The organism is Pseudomonas sp. R1-15, from assembly GCF_051132085.1.
Lineage (GTDB): Bacteria > Pseudomonadota > Gammaproteobacteria > Pseudomonadales > Pseudomonadaceae > Aquipseudomonas.
On record NZ_CP071660.1, the window covers coordinates 363,662 to 382,661 of the forward strand.

Consider the following 19,000-nt stretch of genomic DNA (forward strand, 5'->3'; position numbering starts at 1 on the left):
CCCTCGCCACGGGATATGTCCGGTCACCGTCAGCTTTCATTCAGCGATATCTTCAGCTTCGCCGCCAAGGCCTGCACCTCCAGATGCCCGGCCGGTGCCTCGAGCCGGAGCCCGGCGTCTTCCTGACGAGCCATCCTCCGTGCTTCGCTCACCAAGCGCTCAGCTACGCCCCGGCGGCGGGTAACCTTTCTTACGCACAGGTGAGACAAGTACCAAGCGTCCTGGTGCCGTTGCAGGCGTGCGGCGCCGATCAGCCGGTCGTTGAACCGTGCCGCAATCAGCGTACCTTCCGTCAGGCAACTGTTGACCAACTGCCCGGCATCGCTGAACGGCTCGAACAGCCAGGCCGGGGCGTCCTGGTAGATTTTCTGCAGGTCCTGATGATCCTGATGAGTGGCTTCATTCAGACGCTCGATAACGATGGGCATGGAAATTCCTGAAAAATAAACGAATAACGCCCTACAGAAAGTGAGAAGAGGCGCGATAAGACGAATGACAGAAAAAAGGTGATAGCACTTTGGTTTTTCTGTCACGAGCAAATGGTAACCTTTGTCAGTTCGCCCGTCCTTCTGCGACGTGATGTCGCACCAAAATGGAGCTTCACCGCAAAATACAGTCATGCCTGCGTGCAAATGAAGACTGAGGGTGATGCGTGGCTGGCGAACCTATTCCAATAACTGGGGGATACACAATGAGCACGAGCATTACGGCGGACGGCATTGCCGACCAGCCTGCGTTCCTCTCCAAGGAACGCATTATCGCCAAGCCCGGCTTCAATCGCTGGCTGGTGCCACCGGCCGCGCTGGCCATTCACCTGTGCATCGGCATGGCCTACGGCTTTTCGGTGTTCTGGTTGCCGCTGTCCAAGGCCTTGGGCATCACCAAGCCGGTAGCCTGCGCGCCGGACATGAGCTTCATCTCGCAAGTCTTTTCGTCCCAATGTGACTGGCCGATCTCGATGCTCGGCTGGATCTACACCCTGTTCTTCATTTTCCTGGGTTGCTCGGCAGCCATCTGGGGCGGCTGGCTGGAACATGCCGGTCCGCGCAAGGCTGGCGTGGTATCGGCCCTGTGCTGGTGCGGTGGCCTGCTGATTTCGGCGCTGGGTATCTATACCCATCAGATCTGGCTGATGTGGGTCGGCTCCGGTGTCATCGGTGGTATCGGCCTGGGCCTGGGCTACATCTCCCCGGTCTCGACGCTGATCAAGTGGTTCCCGGACAAGCGCGGCATGGCGACCGGCATGGCGATCATGGGCTTTGGCGGTGGCGCGATGGTGGGTGCCCCGTTGGCTGCAGCGCTGATGAGCCATTTCGCTACGCCAACCGACGTGGGCGTATGGCAGAGCTTCCTGGTGATGGCCGCGATCTACTTCGTGTTCATGATCGGTGGCGCCCTGTCGTATCGCGTTCCGCCGACCGGCTGGAAGCCTGAGGGCTGGAACCCTGCACCGAAAAAAGCCGCGAACGCAATGATCACCCATCGCCACGTTCACGTGAACGTTGCCTGGAAAACCCCGCAGTTCCGTCTGGTCTGGCTGGTGCTGTGCCTGAACGTATCCGCCGGTATCGGCATCCTGGGCATGGCTTCGCCATTGCTGCAGGAAGTGTTCGGCGGCAAATTGCTCGGAAACGACCTGCCGTTCGGTCAGCTGGACGCCGCGCAACTGGGCCAGATCGCTGCCATTGCAGCCGGTTTCACCGGTCTGCTGAGCCTGTTCAACATCGGTGGCCGGTTCTTCTGGGCCTCCTTCTCGGACTACCTGGGTCGCAAAAACACCTACTTCGTGTTCTTTGCCCTGGGCGTGGCCTTGTATGCCCTGATCCCGAGCCTGGGCCACCTGGGCAGCGTCGCGCTGTTCGTGGCGGCGTTCTGCATCATCCTGTCGATGTACGGCGGCGGTTTCGCCACCGTGCCGGCCTATCTGGCGGACCTGTTCGGTACGCAAATGGTCGGTGCGATCCACGGTCGCCTGTTGACCGCCTGGGCGGCAGCCGGCGTACTGGGTCCGGTACTGGTGAACTACCTGCGTGAATATCAACTGAGCATCGGCGTTGAACGCGCCGCGGCCTATGACATCACCCTGTACATCCTCGCCGGCCTGCTGGTGCTGGGCTTCCTGTGCAACCTGATGGTTCGCCCGGTCGCCGACAAGTACTTCATGACCGACGCCGAACTGGCCGCAGAGCAAGCGCTGGGCCACGACAAGGGCGCCGACAGCACCACTTCCCTGGAGTGGAAAGCCGCACCGGGCACCAAGCCCCTGGCGATCGCCGCCTGGCTGGTGGTGGGCATTCCGCTGGCGTGGGGTGTGTGGGTGACCCTGCAGAAGACGGCGGTGTTGTTCCGCTAAAACCGTTGCCCTGGCCAGCGGGTCAGGGCAATCCTTGTGGGAGCGAGCCTGCTCGCGAATGGGGCGTGTCAGTCGACAACAGTGTCTTCTGACGCACCGCTTTCGCGAGCAGGCTCGCTCCCACATTTGTTTTTATGAGTCCTGGAAGACTTGTATGGACATGTCTAACGCCGCCGCATCGGTTTCAGCCCGTCAGCGGTGTCACCTCTTTTGTTTCTGTTTGCCGCTCGCGCCCCTATAATGGCTGCCTTTTTCGCCCAATGATTTTGCGGAGCTGGTGATGGCCGAACGTAAGGCGTCTGTCGAGCGCGACACTCTGGAAACCCAGATCAAAGCCTCGATCAACCTGGATGGCACCGGAAAGGCCCGGTTTGATATCGGCGTGCCTTTTCTTGAGCACATGCTCGACCAGATCGCCCGTCACGGGCTGATCGACCTGGACATCGTCAGCAAGGGCGACCTGCATATCGACGACCATCACACCGTCGAAGATGTCGGTATCACGCTGGGCCAGGCTTTCACCAAAGCCATCGGCGACAAGAAGGGCATCCGTCGCTACGGCCATGCCTACGTGCCGCTCGATGAAGCGCTGTCGCGCGTGGTCATCGATTTTTCCGGCCGCCCTGGCCTGCAGATGCATGTGCCGTACACCCGCGCCACTGTCGGCGGCTTCGACGTCGACCTGTTCCAGGAGTTCTTCCAGGGCTTCGTCAACCACGCCAACGTGACCCTGCACATCGACAACCTGCGTGGGCACAACACCCACCACCAGATCGAAACCGTGTTCAAGGCGTTCGGCCGCGCGCTGCGCATGGCTGTCGAGCTCGATGACCGCATGGCCGGCCAGATGCCTTCCACCAAAGGCGTCCTGTAATGCAGACGGTTGCGGTTATCGATTACGGCATGGGCAACCTGCACTCGGTGGCCAAGGCCCTCGAGCACGTAGGCGCCGGCAAGGTATTGATCACCAGCGATGCCGACGTGATTCGCGAAGCCGACCGGGTGGTGTTTCCCGGTGTCGGCGCGATTCGCGACTGCATGGCTGAGATTCGGCGCCTGGGCTTCGACAAGCTGGTGCACGAAGTCAGCCAGGATCGCCCGTTCCTCGGCATCTGCGTGGGCATGCAGGCTTTGCTCGATCGCAGTGAAGAGAATGACGGGGTCGATTGCATCTCGCTGTTCCCGGGCCAGGTCAAGTTCTTTGGCAAGGGCCTGCATGAAGACGGCGAGCACTTGAAAGTGCCGCACATGGGCTGGAACGAAGTGCGGCAAACAGTGGACCACCCGCTGTGGCACGATATCCCGGACCTCGCGCGTTTCTACTTCGTGCACAGCTATTACATCGCCGCCGGCAATGCCCGGCAGGTGGTGGGCAGCGGGCATTATGGTGTCGATTTCGCCGCGGCCCTTGCCGATGGCTCGCGCTTCGCCGTGCAGTTTCACCCGGAGAAGAGCCATACCCATGGCCTGCAACTGCTGCAGAACTTCGCGGCGTGGGACGGGCGCTGGTAATGGCCCGCAAGAAACCGCCGATCCTCACCCTCACGCCTGAGCAGGAAAGTGAGGCGAACCGCAAGATCCAGCGGTTCATGGAGGAGCGTTTCGAGCTGGACCTTGGCTCGTTCGAAGCGGCGGAAATTCTTGATCTGTTTACCCGCGAAATTGCTCCGCACTATTACAACAGGGCGATTTTCGATGTGCAGGCGCACCTTAAGGAAAGGTTCGAAAGCATCGAAAGCGACTTGTGGGCACTCGAAAAAAGCAGTTGAAAGCTTCAAGCTTCAAGCTGCAAGAGAGAAACATACACGCATGCTTGCAGCTTGTGGCTCGCAGCTTGTGGCTCTTTTGACGAAGGAAAAAGCATGCTGATTATCCCCGCTATCGATCTCAAGGACGGCGCTTGTGTCCGTCTGCGCCAGGGCCGCATGGAAGACTCCACGGTGTTTTCCGACGACCCGGTGAGCATGGCCGCCAAGTGGGTGGAGGGCGGTTGCCGTCGCCTGCATCTGGTTGACCTGAACGGTGCGTTCGAAGGCCAGCCGGTCAACGGTGAAGTGGTCACGGCCATCGCCAAACGGTACCCGAACCTGCCGATCCAGATCGGTGGCGGCATTCGTTCGCTGGAGACCATCGAGCACTACGTCAAGGCCGGCGTGAGCTACGTGATCATCGGCACCAAGGCCGTCAAGGAGCCTGAATTCGTCGCCGAAGCCTGCCGTGCCTTCCCTGGCAAGGTCATCGTTGGCCTCGACGCCAAGGACGGGTTTGTCGCCACCGACGGCTGGGCTGAAGTGAGTACCGTGCAAGTGATCGACCTGGCCAAGCGTTTCGAAGCCGACGGCGTGTCCGCCATCGTCTACACCGACATTGCCAAAGACGGCATGATGCAGGGCTGCAACGTTCCGTTCACCGCTGCCCTGGCCGCCGCCACGAAGATCCCGGTGATCGCCTCCGGCGGCATCCACAACCTGGGCGACATCAAGGCACTGCTCGACGCCAGGGCGCCGGGCATCATCGGTGCGATCACCGGTCGCGCAATCTATGAAGGTACCCTGGACGTCGCCGAGGCGCAGGCCTTCTGCGATTCCTATAAAGGCTGAGGACTCATCATGGCGCTGGCCAAACGCATCATCCCTTGCCTGGACGTGGATAACGGCCGGGTGGTCAAGGGCGTCAAGTTCGAGAACATCCGTGACGCTGGCGACCCGGTGGAAATCGCCCGTCGTTATGACGAGCAGGGTGCGGACGAGATTACTTTCCTGGATATCACGGCCAGCGTCGACGGCCGCGATACCACGCTGCACACCGTCGAGCGCATGGCCAGCCAGGTGTTCATCCCGCTGACCGTGGGCGGTGGCGTGCGCAGCGTGCAGGACATCCGCAACCTGCTCAATGCCGGCGCGGACAAGGTGTCCATCAACACCGCGGCGGTGTTCAACCCGGAATTCGTCGGCGAGGCGGCCGAGCATTTCGGCTCGCAGTGCATCGTCGTGGCGATCGACGCGAAGAAGGTCTCCGGCCCGGGCGAAACCCCGCGCTGGGAAATCTTCACCCATGGCGGGCGCAAGCCGACCGGGCTGGACGCCGTTGAGTGGGCAAAAAAGATGGAAGGCCTGGGCGCCGGAGAAATCCTGCTGACCAGCATGGACCAGGACGGCATGAAGAACGGCTTCGATCTCGGCGTCACCCGTGCCATCAGCGATGCCTTGGGCATTCCGGTGATCGCTTCCGGTGGTGTCGGCAACCTGCAGCACTTGGCCGATGGCATTCTGGAAGGCCACGCCAGCGCGGTATTGGCGGCGAGCATTTTCCACTTTGGCGAATACACCGTGCCGGAAGCCAAGGCCTACATGGCGCAACGCGGTATCTGCGTTAGATAAGCTCAGGGGCTGGCAGGCGGGCCGAGGGCGAATCAGGGAGCGTCCTGGACATCCTTGGGCTTTGCCGGGGTGGGGTTCAGGATGTCTATCCTTGGCTCGGATGCTTGTCTGGATATGTCATAGGCAATGGTGCAGAGCTTTCCAGGCAAATCCGAATTTTCCAGCCACGCGTATATATATTCGCTGGTGCTGTAATCGGTTTTGTCTGAACAGTCAGTCGTCCCTGTCGGGCCGAACTTGTAGGCGTAGGTTCGATGTGGCAGTTCATTCGCAGTTGTCGACACTTGCACGCCTGTAGTGAAACTCAGCTCAGGCTGAGCTATTGGAGCGTTGTTCAGAATTTCGACTGGAAGGGACAACACGTTGTTGATGAGCCCCTCTGAGGGTCGTTGATCAGCGGAGTCGACACCCAGGATGCACAGGAAGTGCATGCCCACCTGGTCGCCTATCTCTGTGTTTATGAAAGCATCCTGCGCACTTATTACTCCGCTGTAGTCTTGCGGCTTTTCGCAATCCATTGCGGTTCGAACGGTCTTATGACGATAGAACGGCGTGTTGATTGTGAAGGGGTAGTTCCAGGTCGGGATATCTGCGCTGCCGTCGTCTTTCTTCCCAATCCTTACGTACCTTTGCGGGCTGTCCGCTGCGGCGCTGACGGAAAAGACCGGATACAGCGGGCAAGACGAATTCACATCTTGAACGAGAAGGCCCTCTACAAAGCAGCGGCTGAGAAAGTCCGTAGGATTCCCATAAACATCGTCCGGTATAGCTTTATAGCTGTCGCCAACTGGAGTGCAAGGAGCGTGCTGCTCGCAGGGGTGGGCCTGGATGGTCAGGTTGCCAGTGCCTATCACGCCAATGATCTTATTGGTACGGCGGTCCAGTAGCGGGCTGCCGGAGCCACCACCTTCCATATCCTTGCAGCGGGTCATCAGCGTATTACGCCAGACCCAGCGTCCCTCCACGATCTCCTGGGCCGGTTGCAAGGTACAGGCAGCCAGCCGCAGCGTGTTCTGATCGTGGATTGGCGCGCCTACGATCAGGACATCCGTCCCGTCGACGGGGCGCTCAGTGGCCAAGCCCAATGGCTGTATCCCGTCCTGGAGCAAGGTTTGCAGGCTGACGTCCAGTTCAATGATTGCCATATCTACGCCCTGGATGCTTCTCCACGCGATTTTTTTCATCGGGTAAGTCAGGTAGGGGGCGGTATCGGCGAAGTAGTTGAACTGCATGACGCCGAGGATTGGCTTGTTGGTCACGATGTTTGCGTTGGTCAGCTCGGTGCAATGTCCCGAGGTCAACACGTAGGCGGGCGTGGGCATTGTCCCGGAAGGGTCATGGGTATCGAGAAGTGTCGCAGTACAATCCCCGTTCATCGTAGAGAAGCGTCCAATACCCTGCCAATGGTCATGTGAGCCATCTTTGTTGTTCAGGATTTTTGAGTCGGCGAAGTTCTGAACCCCTTCGCCATAGTCTTTTCCTTGCGCAACGCTTAGTGCGCTGGACAGGCAAAGCAAACCGCCCAGTAACAAGTAGATCGTTTTCATGAGTTATGCCTTTGATTAATGGGAACCGGTCTTGACCCGGTCTCGCTAATTAATCAGCCTCGGCGTGATGGAAGGCGGTAACTAATTACCTCGGCCAGTGTTGCGTTTGCGCGTATCCTGTCTGGTTAGGTATTCGAGTGAAACGACAGTGGACATGCCGACAGGCCCAAGGCAATCTGGAACACGCCATGGACCCGGGTAATCAGATATGTTCAAACGCGCTCTAGTTGTTGTCACCAGCACTTTCCTGCTGTTCATGAGCGGGGCGCAGGCCGGGGACGGCCGCGATGCTGGCCTGGTATTGCTGACGGAGAACTTTCCGCCCTACAACATGGCGAAGAACGGCAAGAACTTCGCCCAGGACGAAAACATCCATGGCATTGCGGTGGACATCGTCCGCGAGATATTCAAACGCGCCGATATTTCCTACAGCCTGACGCTGCGTTTTCCTTGGGAACGAATCTACAAGCTCGCGTTGGAAAAGCCCGGTTATGGGGTGTTTGTAACGGCTCGATTGCCGGAGCGCGAAAAGCTCTTCAAATGGGTTGGGCCCATCGGACCGGACGATTGGATCATGCTCGCCAAGGCTGACAGCAAGATCGCCCTCGACTCGTTGGAGCAGGCACGTCAGTACAGGATTGGCGCCTACAAGGGCGATGCAATTGCCGAAACATTGGCCAAACAGGGGCTCAAGCCCATTGTCGTGTTGCGCGATCAGGACAACGCCAGGAAACTCGTCAACGGCCAGATAGACCTATGGGCCACCGGCGACCCGGCAGGGCGTTATCTGGCGCGTCAGGAGGGGGTGAGCGATCTCAAGACCGTACTGCGATTCAACAGTGCCGAGCTCTACCTGGCCTTGAACAAGGACGTGCCGGACGAGGTAGTGAGCCGCCTGCAAAAGGCTCTGGATGAGCTGCGCAAGGAAGGCGAAGTGGACGCGATCATGGCGCGCTATCTCTGAGACGCCAAGCCTAACGATAAACCCCATCCTTCCCGTGCCCGGCCATCGCTCGGTTGCTGCGCAGGCTGATCATCGACTTGATGTCGATCCACTCGACGCCCTGGGCCTTGAGCTTGGGCAGTTCGCGCTCGAGCACGGCGAGGGTCTGCGGATAGGGGTGGCCGATCATCACGGCCGAGCCCTGCCGCCGAGCCAGATCGATGGCGACCTGAAGCTGGCCGGCGATAGCCGCTTCGGTGCGCTCGTCATCAAGAAATACATCCCGCGACACGCTGGCCAGGCCGATCTTTTGTGCTTCGGCAGCGGCGACCGTCTGCGCGCTGGTGCGGCTGTCGACGAAAAACTTGTGACGCTGTTGCAGATTCGCCATCAGCCATGCCATCGCCTGGGGTTGCGCGGTCATGCGGCTGCCCATGTGGTTGTTGATACCGCTGGTGTAGGGCACCGCGGCAAACGCGGCGTCCAGGCGCTTGCCCAATTCTTCGATGGACAGTTCCGGATGCCAGGCGAACGGCCCGGTGGCCGGATCCATGGGCATGTGCAGCATGACGAGTTTGCCGGCGCGATGAGCCTCGCGGGCGATTTCGGCGGCGTGGGGAGTGTCGGGCATGATGGCCGCGGTGACCGGACCGGACAGGGCCAGTACACGGCGATCCCGGGGCAGATTCTGCCCCAGGTCATCGATGATCAGGCTCAGGTAAGCCTTCTGCGGCGGGGGTTGTATGGCGGGAGCCGCGTTGACGGCTCCCGCCAGCAGGCACAGCAGGACGAAAATGAAACGCAGGCCCATCTCAGCGGCCGGACGTGATGTTCAACCCTTTGAGCAGGCTCAAGGCCTGGGCCAACTGATAATCGTCATCCTGCGGCATCGGCTTGGCCTTGGCGCCGGAGCCGGTCGGTTTGTCCGCGCCGCCGTTGCCATTGCCCAAGTGACCCTGCAGGTCGGCTTCCTTGAAGTACTCGCTGTCCGCCTCGCTGGTGATCTTGGCCTTGCGCACCTCGATGTCCGGGACAATGCCCTGGGCCTGGATGGAACGGCCGTTAGGCGTGAAGTACAGCGCGGTGGTGATCTTCAGGGCGCGGTCGTTGTTCAGCGGCAACACGGTCTGCACCGAGCCCTTGCCGAAACTGGTGGTGCCCATGACAACGCCACGTTTCTGGTCTTGCAGAGCACCGGCGACAATCTCCGACGCCGAAGCGCTGCCGCCATTGATCAGCACGACCAGTGGCACGGCTTCGCTGAGGTCGTTGCCGGTGGCCGAGAAGCGTAGTTCGGAATTGGCGATGCGGCCCTTGGTGTAGACGATCAGGCCCTTGGTGATGAAATGGTCCACCACTTCCACGGCCGATTGCAGGACGCCGCCGGGGTTGTTGCGCAAGTCCAGGACCAGGCCGTTGAGCTTCTTGCCGTTGTCCTTGCGCATCTTGGCCAGGGCCTTGGCGACTTCCTCGCCGGTCTTGACCTGGAACTGGGTGATGCGGATGTAGCCGTAGCCGGACTCCAGCAATTGGCTCTTCACGCTCTTGACCTGGATGACCGCCCGGGTCAGGGTCACGTCGAATGGCGTGCCGCCGTCGCGCACCAGGGTCAGGGTGATTTTTTCGCCGATCTTGCCGCGCATCTTGTCCACGGCTTCGGTCATGCTCTGGCCACGGGTCGGCTGGCCGTTGATCTTGACGATGAAGTCACCGGCCTGGATGCCAGCCTTGGAGGCGGGCGTATCGTCGATCGGCGAGACCACCTTGACGAAACCGTCTTCGCTGCCGACCTCGATGCCCAGGCCGCCGAATTCGCCGCTGGTGCTTTCCTGCAACTCGGCAAAATCCTCAGGGCCCAGGTAGGCCGAATGCGGGTCAAGGTTGCTGAGCATGCCTTTGATGGCGTTTTCCAGCAGCATCTTGTCGTCCACCGGTTCCACGTACGCGGCTTTGATCCGGTCCATGACTTCGGCAAAGGTGCGCAGTTCATCCAACGGCAGCGGGGCCTTGGTGGTGGCGGCCGTAGCGGCGGTCGACGCCGGCGCGGGTTGCGCGGCGAAAGCCAGGGGCGCGCCGATCACGAGGGCGATCGTCAGGGCCAGCGAGGTGAGGCGGGACAAATGCAGCATGTCGAACGAACTCCTGAGTTGGATGGGCGCGCTTATCCTTGCGCACGACACCATTGTGCCGGGTCACTGGGGCGACCCTGCTGGCGAATAGCAAAATACAGTGCTGGCGTGTCCTGCCCGCCACTGTTGCCGACCGTGGAGATGGACTCGCCGGCCTTGACCACATCACCCGCCGATTTGAGCAGCGTCTGGTTGTGGCCGTAAAGGCTCAGGTATCCGTTGCCGTGATCGAGGATCACCAGCAGGCCGGCACCGCGCAGCCAGTCGGCAAACACCACGCGCCCGCCATGTACGGCGTGCACCTGGCTGCCGGCGGAAGCACTGATCATCACGCCGTCCCACTTGGTGCGGGTATCGTCGCCACGGGTTTCACCGAAGCGTGCAAGTAATCGACCATTGACCGGCCATGGAAGTTTGCCCCGGGCTGAAGCAAAAGCGCCGCCGAAGGTTTCGCCATCGCTGGAAACCACTGCGCCGGGGCTGGATTTAGCCGGCTTGCGCGGGGCTTCGCCGGCATCGGCGTCGGCCTGGGCTTCACGCAAACGCTTTTTTTCGGCTTCCTGCTGGGCGATCAGCGCTTTCTGCCGCGCTTCTTCCGCCTCCCGAGCCTGGCGAGCCAGGGTTTCCTCGATGGTTTTCAAGACATTTGCCAGTTCGGCCTGGTCCTGTTCGCGGGCCTTGAGTTTGCTGTCGCGAGCCTTCACGTCGTCATTGAGCTTGGCCAGGGCCACCTGGCGCTCCTTGCGAACCTTCTCGAGTTCTTCACGCTGGGTGTCGAGGCTGCTTTTCTGCACGAGCAACTGGGCTTGCTGCAGCTCGATGTCTTTCTCGACATTGGCCAGCTGGCGCAGGGTTTCATTGAAGCTCTTGAGCTGCTCCAGGCGGGCCTGGCTCAGGTAGTCGTAATAGGTGAGGGTGCGGGCGAATTTCTCGGGATTCTGCTGGTTGAGCAGCAGCTTGAGGTATTCCTGGCGACCGTTCTGGTAGGCCGCCCGAGCCTGGATGGCGATCAGCTTTTGCTGTTCAGTGCGCGCGCTCTGGAGTTTTTTTTTCTCTCCATCGAGGCGTTGCAACTCGGATTCGCTTTTCTTCAGCTCTTTCTGCAGGGCGTCGACCTGCTTCTCCAGCTTGCCCATCTCGGTTTCGGTGCCGCGCAGGTCTTTCTGCACGCTGGATTTTTCTTCCTGCAACTTGTTCAGCAGCTTCTTCAGCTCGGCGATGTCCTGGCGCGTGGCTTCCAACTGTTGTTGGGTTTGCGCGCGCTCGTCCGCGAAGGCCGGTTGGAGCAGGCAGGTCAGAGCAAGGGCTATCAGGACGCGGAGCATAGAGGCGGGTGGCACCAGGGAAAGGGACGGCCTAGTATGCCCGCCCCACGCTGCAAAAAAAACGCCCATTTGGGGCTGTGTGATAACTGGCCGAAAAAACACCAAGCACCATTGTGGGAGCGAGCCTGCTGTGGCGAGGGAGCTTGCTCCCGCTGGGCTGCGAAGCAGCCCCTCGACAATAGATCAAGCCAGAAGGCTCTGCGATGGCTGCGCCATCGAACGGGAGCAAGCTCCCTCGCCACACAAACAGTGCTCAATGCTGCGACGTCAGACCAGGATCGACGTCCCGGTCATCTCCGCCGGCTGTTCCATGCCCAGCAGCATCAGCATGGTCGGTGCGACGTCGGCCAATACGCCGCCGTCGCGGACCTTGAAGTCACGCTTGCCGACATAAATGAATGGCACCGGCTCAGTGGTGTGGGCCGTATGGGCCTGGCCGGTGGACTCGTCGGACATTTGCTCGACGTTGCCGTGGTCGGCGGTGATCAGCGCTTCGCCGCCGACTTTTTCCAGCGCCTCGACGATGCGGCCGACGCAGGTGTCCAGGCATTCAACCGCCTTGACCGCTGCGTCGAACACGCCGCTGTGACCGACCATGTCACCGTTGGCGTAGTTGACCACGATCACGTCATAACGCTGGTTCTCGATGGCGTCGACGATGCGGTCGGTCACTTCCGGCGCGCTCATTTCCGGTTGCAGATCGTAGGTGGCGACCTTCGGCGACGGGATCAGGATGCGCTCTTCGCCCGGGAAGGGCTCTTCGCGGCCGCCGGAGAAGAAGAACGTCACATGGGCGTACTTCTCGGTTTCCGCGATGCGCAGCTGGGTCTTGCCGTTTTTCGCCAGGTAGTCACCCAGCACGTTTTCCAGGCTGCCGGCGGCGAAGGCCGATGGCGCGGGAATGCTGGCGGCGTATTGGGTCAGCATCACGAAACCGGCCAGCTTCGGCTGGCGGGTGCGCTCGAATTCCTTGAAATCGTCTTCGACGAATACGCGAGTCAGTTCGCGGGCACGGTCGGCGCGGAAGTTCATGAACACCACGGCGTCGCCGTCTTCGACTTTTACCGGCTCGCCGATGGTTGTGGCCTTGACGAACTCGTCGCTTTCACCACGTTCGTAGGCAGCTTGCAGGCCTTCTTGCGCGGTGGCGGCGTGGAATTCTGAATTGCCGTCGACGATCAGGTTGTAGGCCTGGGCGACGCGGTCCCAGCGGTTGTCACGGTCCATGGCGAAGTAACGGCCGATCAGGCTGGCGATCCGGCCCTTGCCGAGGGTCTTGAACGTGTCGTCCAGCAATTTGATCGACGATTCGGCGCTCTTCGGCGGCGTGTCGCGGCCATCCAGGAAGGCGTGAAGGTAGATGTTTTCAGCGCCGCGCCTGGCGGCCAGCTCGGCCATGGCGATCAGGTGGTCCTGATGGCTGTGCACGCCACCGTCGGACAGCAGGCCCATGAAGTGCACGGCCTTGCCGGCAGCCACGGCCTTATCCACGGCAGCGCAGATGGTCGGGTTTTCGAAAAATTCGCCGTCGCGGATCGATTTGGTTACGCGGGTGAAGTCCTGATACACCACGCGGCCGGCGCCGAGGTTCATGTGGCCGACTTCGGAGTTGCCCATCTGCCCGTCGGGCAGGCCGACGTCCATGCCGCTGCCGGAGATCAAGCCGTTCGGCACGGTGGCCCACAGGCGATCCAGCACAGGCTTCCTGGCCGCGTAGACGGCGTTGGATTCGTGGCTGTCACTGTGACCGAAGCCGTCCAGAATCATCAGGACCAAAGGTTTAGGCGTGGTAGTCATGGAATCCACTCGTGGCTGGTTAAAAGAAGACGATGGAAAAGGGACGGGCAGTTTAAAGGTAAGTTCCGGTGCCGTCACCGCCGGGCGGGGTTTGGCCGGCCTTGCGTGCTGTGTATACTGGCCGACATTTTAACGCCCTGGAACCTCCTTCGATGGTTGCTCACCTGATTGAATTTGCCACTAACCACTACATTCTCGTCGGTATCTTCGTCGTACTGCTGGCGTTGCTGGTTGCCCACACGATGCAGGGCGGGGGACGCAGCCTGAGCACCGGTGAGCTGACCGCGCTGGTCAACAAGGACGCCGGCGTAGTGGTCGACATCCGTCCGACCAAGGATTACGCCGCCGGTCACATCGTCGGCGCGCTGAATATTCCTCAGGACAAACTGATCGCTCGTGTGGCCGAACTGGAAAAACACAAGGCCAAGACGCTGATCCTGGTCGACGCCCAAGGCCAGCAGGCCGGTGCCCTTGCCCGCGAACTGATGAAGTCCGGCTTCACCGCCGCCAAACTGTCTGGTGGCGTTGCGAGCTGGAAAGCCGACAATCTGCCCCTGGTGAAGTGACATGCCCCACGTAGTTGTCTATTCCAGCGATTACTGCCCCTATTGCTCCCGAGCCAAGATGCTGCTCAAGAACAAGGGCGTAGCCTTCGAAGAGATCAAGGTCGACGGCAAGCCGCAACTGCGCGCCGAAATGACCCAGAAGGCCCGGCGTACCTCCGTGCCACAGATCTGGATCGGCGACACCCACGTGGGCGGTTGCGATGACCTGTTCGCCCTGGAGCGCGCCGGCAAGCTCGACGCGCTGCTCAAGGCCTGAATTCCCAATTAAATAGAACCTGAAAGTAAGAAGGATCTGCGATGACTGACCAACAGAACACAGCTGCCACTGAAGAAGAAGCCGCACCGCAATTCTCCTTGCAGCGCATTTACGTTCGCGACCTGTCCTTCGAAGCCCCGAAAAGCCCGGCGATCTTTCGCCAGCAGTGGGAGCCGAGCGTGGCCCTGGACTTGAACACCCGCCAGAAAGCCCTGGAAGAAGATTTCCACGAAGTGGTGCTGACCCTGTCGGTGACCGTGAAGAATGGCGACGAAGTCGCGTTCATCGCCGAAGTCCAGCAGGCCGGTATCTTCCTGATCAAGAATCTCGATGCCGCTTCGATGAGCCACACCCTGGGCGCGTTCTGCCCGAACATTCTGTTCCCGTACGCTCGCGAAACCCTGGACAGCCTGGTGACCCGCGGCTCGTTCCCGGCCCTGATGCTGGCCCCGGTGAACTTCGATGCCCTGTACGCGCAAGAGCTGCAGCGCATGCAACAAGAAGGCGGCGCGACCGTCCAGTAAACGGCGCTTTCAGCCGAGTATCAAACCTGTGGGAGCGAGCCTGCTCGCGAAAGCGGTATATCAGTCAATCAAGTACCGACTGAGCTGACGCTTTCGCGAGCAGGCTCGCTCCCACATTTGTTATGCGGTGCTACTGAAAGCCGTTCTGCCGCCACGCCTCATAAACCGCCACCGCCACGGTGTTTGACAGGTTCAGGCTGCGGCAGCCTTCACGCATCGGCAAGCGCAAGCGTTGGTCCGCCGGTAGTGCGTCGAGCACTTCGGCCGGCAGGCCACGGCTTTCCGGGCCGAACAGGAATGCATCGCCGGCGACGAAGCTGGCGTCATGAAACGGCCGCGAGCCCTTGGTGGTGAAGGCGAACAGGCGCGGATGCCCCAGGCTTTCCAGGCAACTGGCCAAGTCGGCGTGCCGCTGCAAGGTGGCATACTCGTGGTAGTCGAGGCCGGCGCGGCGCAGGCGCTTGTCGTCCATTTCGAAGCCCAGCGGTTCGATCAGGTGCAGGTGGCAGCCGCTGTTGGCGCACAGCCTGATGACGTTGCCGGTATTGGGTGGTATTTCCGGTTGAAAAAGGATGACGTGAAACATGCACGGCTCCGCAGATAAAGATGAGCGGCATTCTACGCCGCAAACCGATCGACGTTCGAAGCTATTGCCTCGGGTGATGGGCTCTCTGGCGATCGTCGGCATGATGGTCGGGCTGATGATCGGCCGCCTGACGACGCCCGATCCGAGCGAGCTGCAACAGGTCGAGGTCACCCAGGGAGGGTTGGTGGCCTGGTTCAACAACGAACCGGAGCTCCATGGGGAAATCATCGACGGCACTGTGGCGCTGTTGTTTCAGGCGCAAGGTCGGCCGCAGAAAGGCCAGCTCAAGCTCAACGGCAAGGACGTGAACTGGCGGGTGCGGTTGAGTGACAAGGGGCTGTTGCTGACTTTGGTGGCGGCGCGTCCGTTGCGAGGGGAGTGGACCGGCAGCGAGGTCGATGACCGCTGGCGGCTGGAGATCCGTCTCCAGGAGCAATAAAAGAGGGAATCCCCGGCCTGCCTGTACCAAGGTCCCCAAAACGGGAGGGCTTGCCGTGAAGGCGCAGCCCGGGTGTAAAGAAGGGAAACCTTGACCTGCCTGTATCAAGGCCCCCAAAACAGTGGGCTCGATGAGCCCGGTGTAAAAGAGGGGAATCCCCGGCCTGCCTGTACCAAGGTCCCCGAAACTGGGTAGTGATTGGGTTATTGCAGGGGGCGTGCCAGTTTTAAATGGCTTGTCACAAAAAACTGCTGAAGATGCGAAAAAGCCCCGTGTTCCGGGGCTTTTGCTTAGGTGTTGAGCGGTTTTTTGGAGCTGGGCGATCGGTTCTGGCTCGTCGTACATGAGCAATTGCGGTTCGCAGTGCATTGAAGCGGTGCACGAATCTTCAGAAGCTTCGCGAGCAGGCTCGCTCCCACATTGGATGGTATTGGCCTTTGTGGGAGCGAGCCTGCTCGCGATTGGATTTTGAATTCAGTGCTGGACCAAAGGCTGATCAGCCCTCATCCCCCTCATCATCATCCCCACCATCAACCTTCATCCCCAATTCCTTGATCTTGCGGGTCAAGGTATTGCGGCCCCAGCCCAGCAGCACGGCGGCGTCGCGGCGGCGGCCGGCGGTGTGCTTGAGGGCCGTTTCGATCATGATGCGTTCGAAGGCCGGGACGGCGCTGTCGAGCAGGCTCGATTGACCGCGGGCCAGGGCCTGGTCGGCCCATTGGCGCAGGGCCTGTTCCCAGTTGGTCACCGGCGCCGAATCCTGTGGCAGGCTCAACAGTTCCGGTGGCAAGTCGCTGATGTGCACTTCGCGACCCGACGCCATCACCGTGATCCAGCGGCAGGTGTTCTCCAGCTGGCGCACGTTGCCGGGCCACGGCAGGTTCTTGAGGTATTCCTCGGTCTCGCTCTTGAGCAGCTTGGGCTCCACCGCCAGCTCCTGGGCCGCACGGCCGAGGAAGTGCCGGGCCAGGGTCGGGATGTCCTCGCGACGGTCCGCCAGGCGCGGGATGTGTATGCGGATCACGTTGAGGCGATGGAACAGGTCTTCGCGGAACTTGCCGGCGTGGACCAGGGTTTCCAGGTTCTGGTGGGTCGCGGCGATGATCCGGACATCGACCTTGACCGGCGTATGCCCGCCGACTCGATAGAACTCGCCGTCGGCCAGTACCCGCAGCAGCCGGGTCTGGGTGTCAGCCGGCATGTCGCCGATTTCATCCAGGAACAACGTACCGCCATCGGCTTGTTCGAAGCGGCCCCGGCGCAGGTTGGCCGCGCCGGTGAACGCGCCTTTTTCATGGCCGAACAGCTCGGACTCCATCAGGTCCTTGGGAATCGCCGCCATGTTCAGCGCAATGAACGGCGACGCCGCACGCGGGCTGTGGCGGTGCAGGGCGTGGGCCACCAATTCCTTGCCGGTACCCGATTCACCGTTGATCAGCACGGTGATGTTGGAATGGCTCAATCGACCGATGGCGCGAAACACTTCCTGCATCGCCGGCGCTTCGCCGATGATTTCCGGGGTGCGGGCCAGGGCCGGGACTTCCTCCAGGCCTTGCTGCTCCTGGGCGTGCTGGTTGGCGCGCTTGACCAGGGACACGGCTTCGTCGACGTCGAACGGCTTGGGCAGGTATTCGAACGCACCGCCCTGGTAAGACGCCACGGCGCTGTCCAGGTCGGAATGAGCGGTCATGATGATCACTGGCAGCCGCGGATGTTGCTCGCGAATCCGCGCCAGCAAGTCCAGGCCACTGGCGCCGGGCATGCGGATATCCGAAATGATGACGTCCGGCTGCTGACGGGCCAGGCGGCTCATCACCCCGTCGGCGCTGTCGAAGCTCTGGGTGGTCATGCCTTCCTGTTGCAAGGCTTTTTCCAGGACCCAGCGGATAGAACGGTCGTCATCGACGATCCACACGGTTTCACTACGGCTCATGTCGATGTGGCTCCTTGTTCCAGTGGCAGGAAGATCGAGAAAGTGGTGTGGCCGGGGTGGCTCTCACATTCGATCAAGCCCTGATGCTGACTGATGATGTTCTGGGTGATGGACAGGCCGAGCCCGGTACCGTCCGGGCGGCCGCTGACCATGGGGAAGAAGATGGTTTCCTGCAGTTCCGCAGGGATGCCCGGGCCGTTGTCGATGATTTCGATCTTGGTCACCAGGCGATGGCGCACATGACCGATGGTGAACTGGCGCATGGCGCGGGTGCGCAGGCTGATGCGACCCATGCGCAGCTCGTTCTGGCTGCTGATGGCCTGCATGGCGTTGCGCACGATGTTCAGCACCGCCTGGATCATCTGCTCGCGGTCGATCAGCACGTCGGGAATGCTCGGGTCGTAGTCGCGCACCAGGGTGATGCAACCCTGGCTCTCCGCCTCCACCAGGCTGCTGACGCGCTCCAGTACTTCATGAACGTTGCACAGCGCCAGTGAGGGCAGCTTGTTCGAGCCAAGCATGCGATCCACCAGGTTTCGCAGGCGGTCGGCTTCTTCGATGATGACGTTGGTGTAGTCCTTGAGGCTTTCTTCCGGCAGTTCCCGGGCGAGCAGCTGCGCCGCGCCACGAATGCCACCCAGCGGATTCTTGATCTCATGGGCCAGGCCGCGCACCAGCATCTTGCTGGTTTCCTGCTTGGACAATTGCGCCTCCTCCTTGGTGATGCGCAGCAGGCGATCACGGGGATGGACTTCGAGAAGCAGGAGGGTGGCATTGTTGTTGAGGATCGGCGTTACCGCGTAGTCGACCGTCAGGGTCTGGCCGGTCAGGGCGGTGAGCATCGCTTCGCGCTTGGTGAACGGGTGTGCCTGTTCGACGGCCTGGCGCAGGGAGTTCAGCGCTTCGGCGGATTCGGTAAACAGTTCGCTGATGAACTGCCCATGGCTGCGCTGGCCGCTGACGGCCAGGAGCATCTCTGCCGCCGGGTTCATGTACTCCAGACGCAGTTCGGCGTCGAGCAGGATGGTCGCGGTGGTGAGATTGTCGAGCAGCAAACGGTGTAGTGCGTCGCTAATGGTCATCAGGACCTCTTTTAAAGCGTAGCGATCAAGGGCAAGCCCCCAAATCGCGCGCGCGATTCATGCGCTGATACCAGCAAAATGCAAAAACCAAACCAAGGCTCCGAAAAGAAGCGTTTCAGGCGTCAAATAGCCTTTTCTCG

The 19,000-nt window shown here is 60.9% G+C and carries 20 protein-coding genes; 11 read left to right on the forward strand and 9 right to left on the reverse strand.

Annotated elements, in window-relative coordinates:
• Positions 1 to 29: 29 nt before the first annotated feature.
• Complete coding sequence (panM, locus tag J3P97_RS01580) at positions 30 to 428, reverse strand: aspartate 1-decarboxylase autocleavage activator PanM (protein WP_434673333.1); 399 nt, start codon at positions 426 to 428, stop codon at positions 30 to 32.
• Between the two features lie 263 nt (positions 429 to 691).
• Here panM and J3P97_RS01585 point away from each other — a divergent pair, with 263 nt between their 5' ends.
• The 6 genes from J3P97_RS01585 (at position 692) to hisF (ending at position 5,733) form a co-directional block, all read left to right on the forward strand.
• Entirely contained in the window at positions 692 to 2,353 is a 1,662-nt protein-coding gene (locus tag J3P97_RS01585) for an OFA family MFS transporter (RefSeq protein WP_434602548.1), read from the forward strand.
• A gap of 280 nt (positions 2,354 to 2,633) precedes the next feature.
• A complete protein-coding gene (gene hisB, locus J3P97_RS01590) occupies positions 2,634 to 3,227 on the forward strand; it encodes an imidazoleglycerol-phosphate dehydratase HisB (RefSeq protein WP_003186751.1) in 594 nt (197 codons plus the stop codon).
• On the forward strand, positions 3,227 to 3,865 hold the full coding sequence (gene hisH, locus J3P97_RS01595; protein ID WP_305497442.1) for an imidazole glycerol phosphate synthase subunit HisH: 639 nt from the start codon (positions 3,227 to 3,229) through the stop codon (positions 3,863 to 3,865). Before hisB ends, hisH begins: the two co-directional genes overlap by 1 nt.
• Positions 3,865 to 4,122, forward strand: coding sequence for a DUF2164 domain-containing protein (locus J3P97_RS01600; protein WP_215007663.1), 258 nt, complete (start codon positions 3,865 to 3,867; stop codon positions 4,120 to 4,122). The genes hisH and J3P97_RS01600 overlap by 1 nt, the downstream gene beginning before the upstream one ends.
• A gap of 93 nt (positions 4,123 to 4,215) precedes the next feature.
• Positions 4,216 to 4,953 carry a 1-(5-phosphoribosyl)-5-[(5-phosphoribosylamino)methylideneamino]imidazole-4-carboxamide isomerase gene (hisA, locus tag J3P97_RS01605; protein WP_305497441.1) on the forward strand — a complete coding sequence of 246 codons (738 nt, stop codon included), beginning with the start codon at positions 4,216 to 4,218 and terminating at the stop codon, positions 4,951 to 4,953.
• 9 nt (positions 4,954 to 4,962) lie between these two features.
• A complete protein-coding gene (hisF, locus tag J3P97_RS01610; RefSeq protein ID WP_305497440.1) occupies positions 4,963 to 5,733 on the forward strand; it encodes an imidazole glycerol phosphate synthase subunit HisF in 771 nt (256 codons plus the stop codon).
• A gap of 32 nt (positions 5,734 to 5,765) precedes the next feature.
• On the opposite strand, the gene J3P97_RS01615 is transcribed toward hisF, so the two are convergent.
• Positions 5,766 to 7,280 (reverse strand): trypsin-like serine peptidase, encoded by a 1,515-nt coding sequence (locus J3P97_RS01615; protein WP_434673334.1) that lies wholly within the window; start codon positions 7,278 to 7,280, stop codon positions 5,766 to 5,768.
• Between the two features lie 208 nt (positions 7,281 to 7,488).
• On the opposite strand from J3P97_RS01615, the gene J3P97_RS01620 reads away from it, so the two are divergent.
• On the forward strand, positions 7,489 to 8,244 hold the full coding sequence (locus J3P97_RS01620; protein ID WP_434626509.1) for a substrate-binding periplasmic protein: 756 nt from the start codon (positions 7,489 to 7,491) through the stop codon (positions 8,242 to 8,244).
• 10 nt (positions 8,245 to 8,254) lie between these two features.
• Here J3P97_RS01620 and J3P97_RS01625 read toward each other — a convergent pair whose 3' ends face one another.
• From J3P97_RS01625 to gpmI, 4 genes are all read right to left on the reverse strand, one after another.
• On the reverse strand, positions 8,255 to 9,034 hold the full coding sequence (locus J3P97_RS01625; protein ID WP_434673335.1) for a divergent polysaccharide deacetylase family protein: 780 nt from the start codon (positions 9,032 to 9,034) through the stop codon (positions 8,255 to 8,257).
• A 1-nt stretch (position 9,035) separates the two neighbouring features.
• Positions 9,036 to 10,352, reverse strand: coding sequence for a S41 family peptidase (locus J3P97_RS01630; RefSeq protein ID WP_434602554.1), 1,317 nt, complete (start codon positions 10,350 to 10,352; stop codon positions 9,036 to 9,038).
• Positions 10,353 to 10,384: 32 nt separating this feature from the next.
• Positions 10,385 to 11,677: a murein hydrolase activator EnvC family protein gene (locus J3P97_RS01635; RefSeq protein WP_305497433.1), complete on the reverse strand. Its 1,293-nt coding sequence runs from the start codon at positions 11,675 to 11,677 to the stop codon at positions 10,385 to 10,387.
• A 267-nt stretch (positions 11,678 to 11,944) separates the two neighbouring features.
• A complete protein-coding gene (gpmI, locus tag J3P97_RS01640) occupies positions 11,945 to 13,474 on the reverse strand; it encodes a 2,3-bisphosphoglycerate-independent phosphoglycerate mutase (RefSeq protein WP_434673336.1) in 1,530 nt (509 codons plus the stop codon).
• A gap of 152 nt (positions 13,475 to 13,626) precedes the next feature.
• Between gpmI and J3P97_RS01645 the strand changes: the two genes are divergently transcribed.
• The 3 genes from J3P97_RS01645 to secB are packed head-to-tail and all read left to right on the forward strand — an operon-like array spanning position 13,627 to position 14,820.
• A complete protein-coding gene (locus tag J3P97_RS01645; RefSeq protein ID WP_434673337.1) occupies positions 13,627 to 14,040 on the forward strand; it encodes a rhodanese-like domain-containing protein in 414 nt (137 codons plus the stop codon).
• A gap of 1 nt (position 14,041) precedes the next feature.
• On the forward strand, positions 14,042 to 14,296 hold the full coding sequence (gene grxC / locus J3P97_RS01650) for a glutaredoxin 3 (protein ID WP_305497430.1): 255 nt from the start codon (positions 14,042 to 14,044) through the stop codon (positions 14,294 to 14,296).
• A gap of 41 nt (positions 14,297 to 14,337) precedes the next feature.
• Positions 14,338 to 14,820 (forward strand): protein-export chaperone SecB, encoded by a 483-nt coding sequence (gene secB, locus J3P97_RS01655; protein WP_305497429.1) that lies wholly within the window; start codon positions 14,338 to 14,340, stop codon positions 14,818 to 14,820.
• Positions 14,821 to 14,950: 130 nt separating this feature from the next.
• Here the strand turns inward: secB and trmL are convergent, their stop codons facing one another.
• A complete protein-coding gene (gene trmL / locus J3P97_RS01660; RefSeq protein ID WP_092401422.1) occupies positions 14,951 to 15,406 on the reverse strand; it encodes a tRNA (uridine(34)/cytosine(34)/5-carboxymethylaminomethyluridine(34)-2'-O)-methyltransferase TrmL in 456 nt (151 codons plus the stop codon).
• On the opposite strand from trmL, the gene J3P97_RS01665 reads away from it, so the two are divergent.
• Complete coding sequence (locus tag J3P97_RS01665) at positions 15,405 to 15,845, forward strand: hypothetical protein (protein ID WP_434602557.1); 441 nt, start codon at positions 15,405 to 15,407, stop codon at positions 15,843 to 15,845. The two genes, trmL and J3P97_RS01665, sit on opposite strands and share 2 nt — an antisense overlap.
• 496 nt (positions 15,846 to 16,341) lie before the next feature.
• Here J3P97_RS01665 and ntrC read toward each other — a convergent pair whose 3' ends face one another.
• On the reverse strand, positions 16,342 to 17,778 hold the full coding sequence (ntrC, locus tag J3P97_RS01670) for a nitrogen regulation protein NR(I) (RefSeq protein WP_186613250.1): 1,437 nt from the start codon (positions 17,776 to 17,778) through the stop codon (positions 16,342 to 16,344).
• Positions 17,775 to 18,860 carry a nitrogen regulation protein NR(II) gene (glnL, locus tag J3P97_RS01675; protein WP_434570233.1) on the reverse strand — a complete coding sequence of 362 codons (1,086 nt, stop codon included), beginning with the start codon at positions 18,858 to 18,860 and terminating at the stop codon, positions 17,775 to 17,777. The genes ntrC and glnL overlap by 4 nt, the downstream gene beginning before the upstream one ends.
• Positions 18,861 to 19,000: the final 140 nt, after the last annotated feature.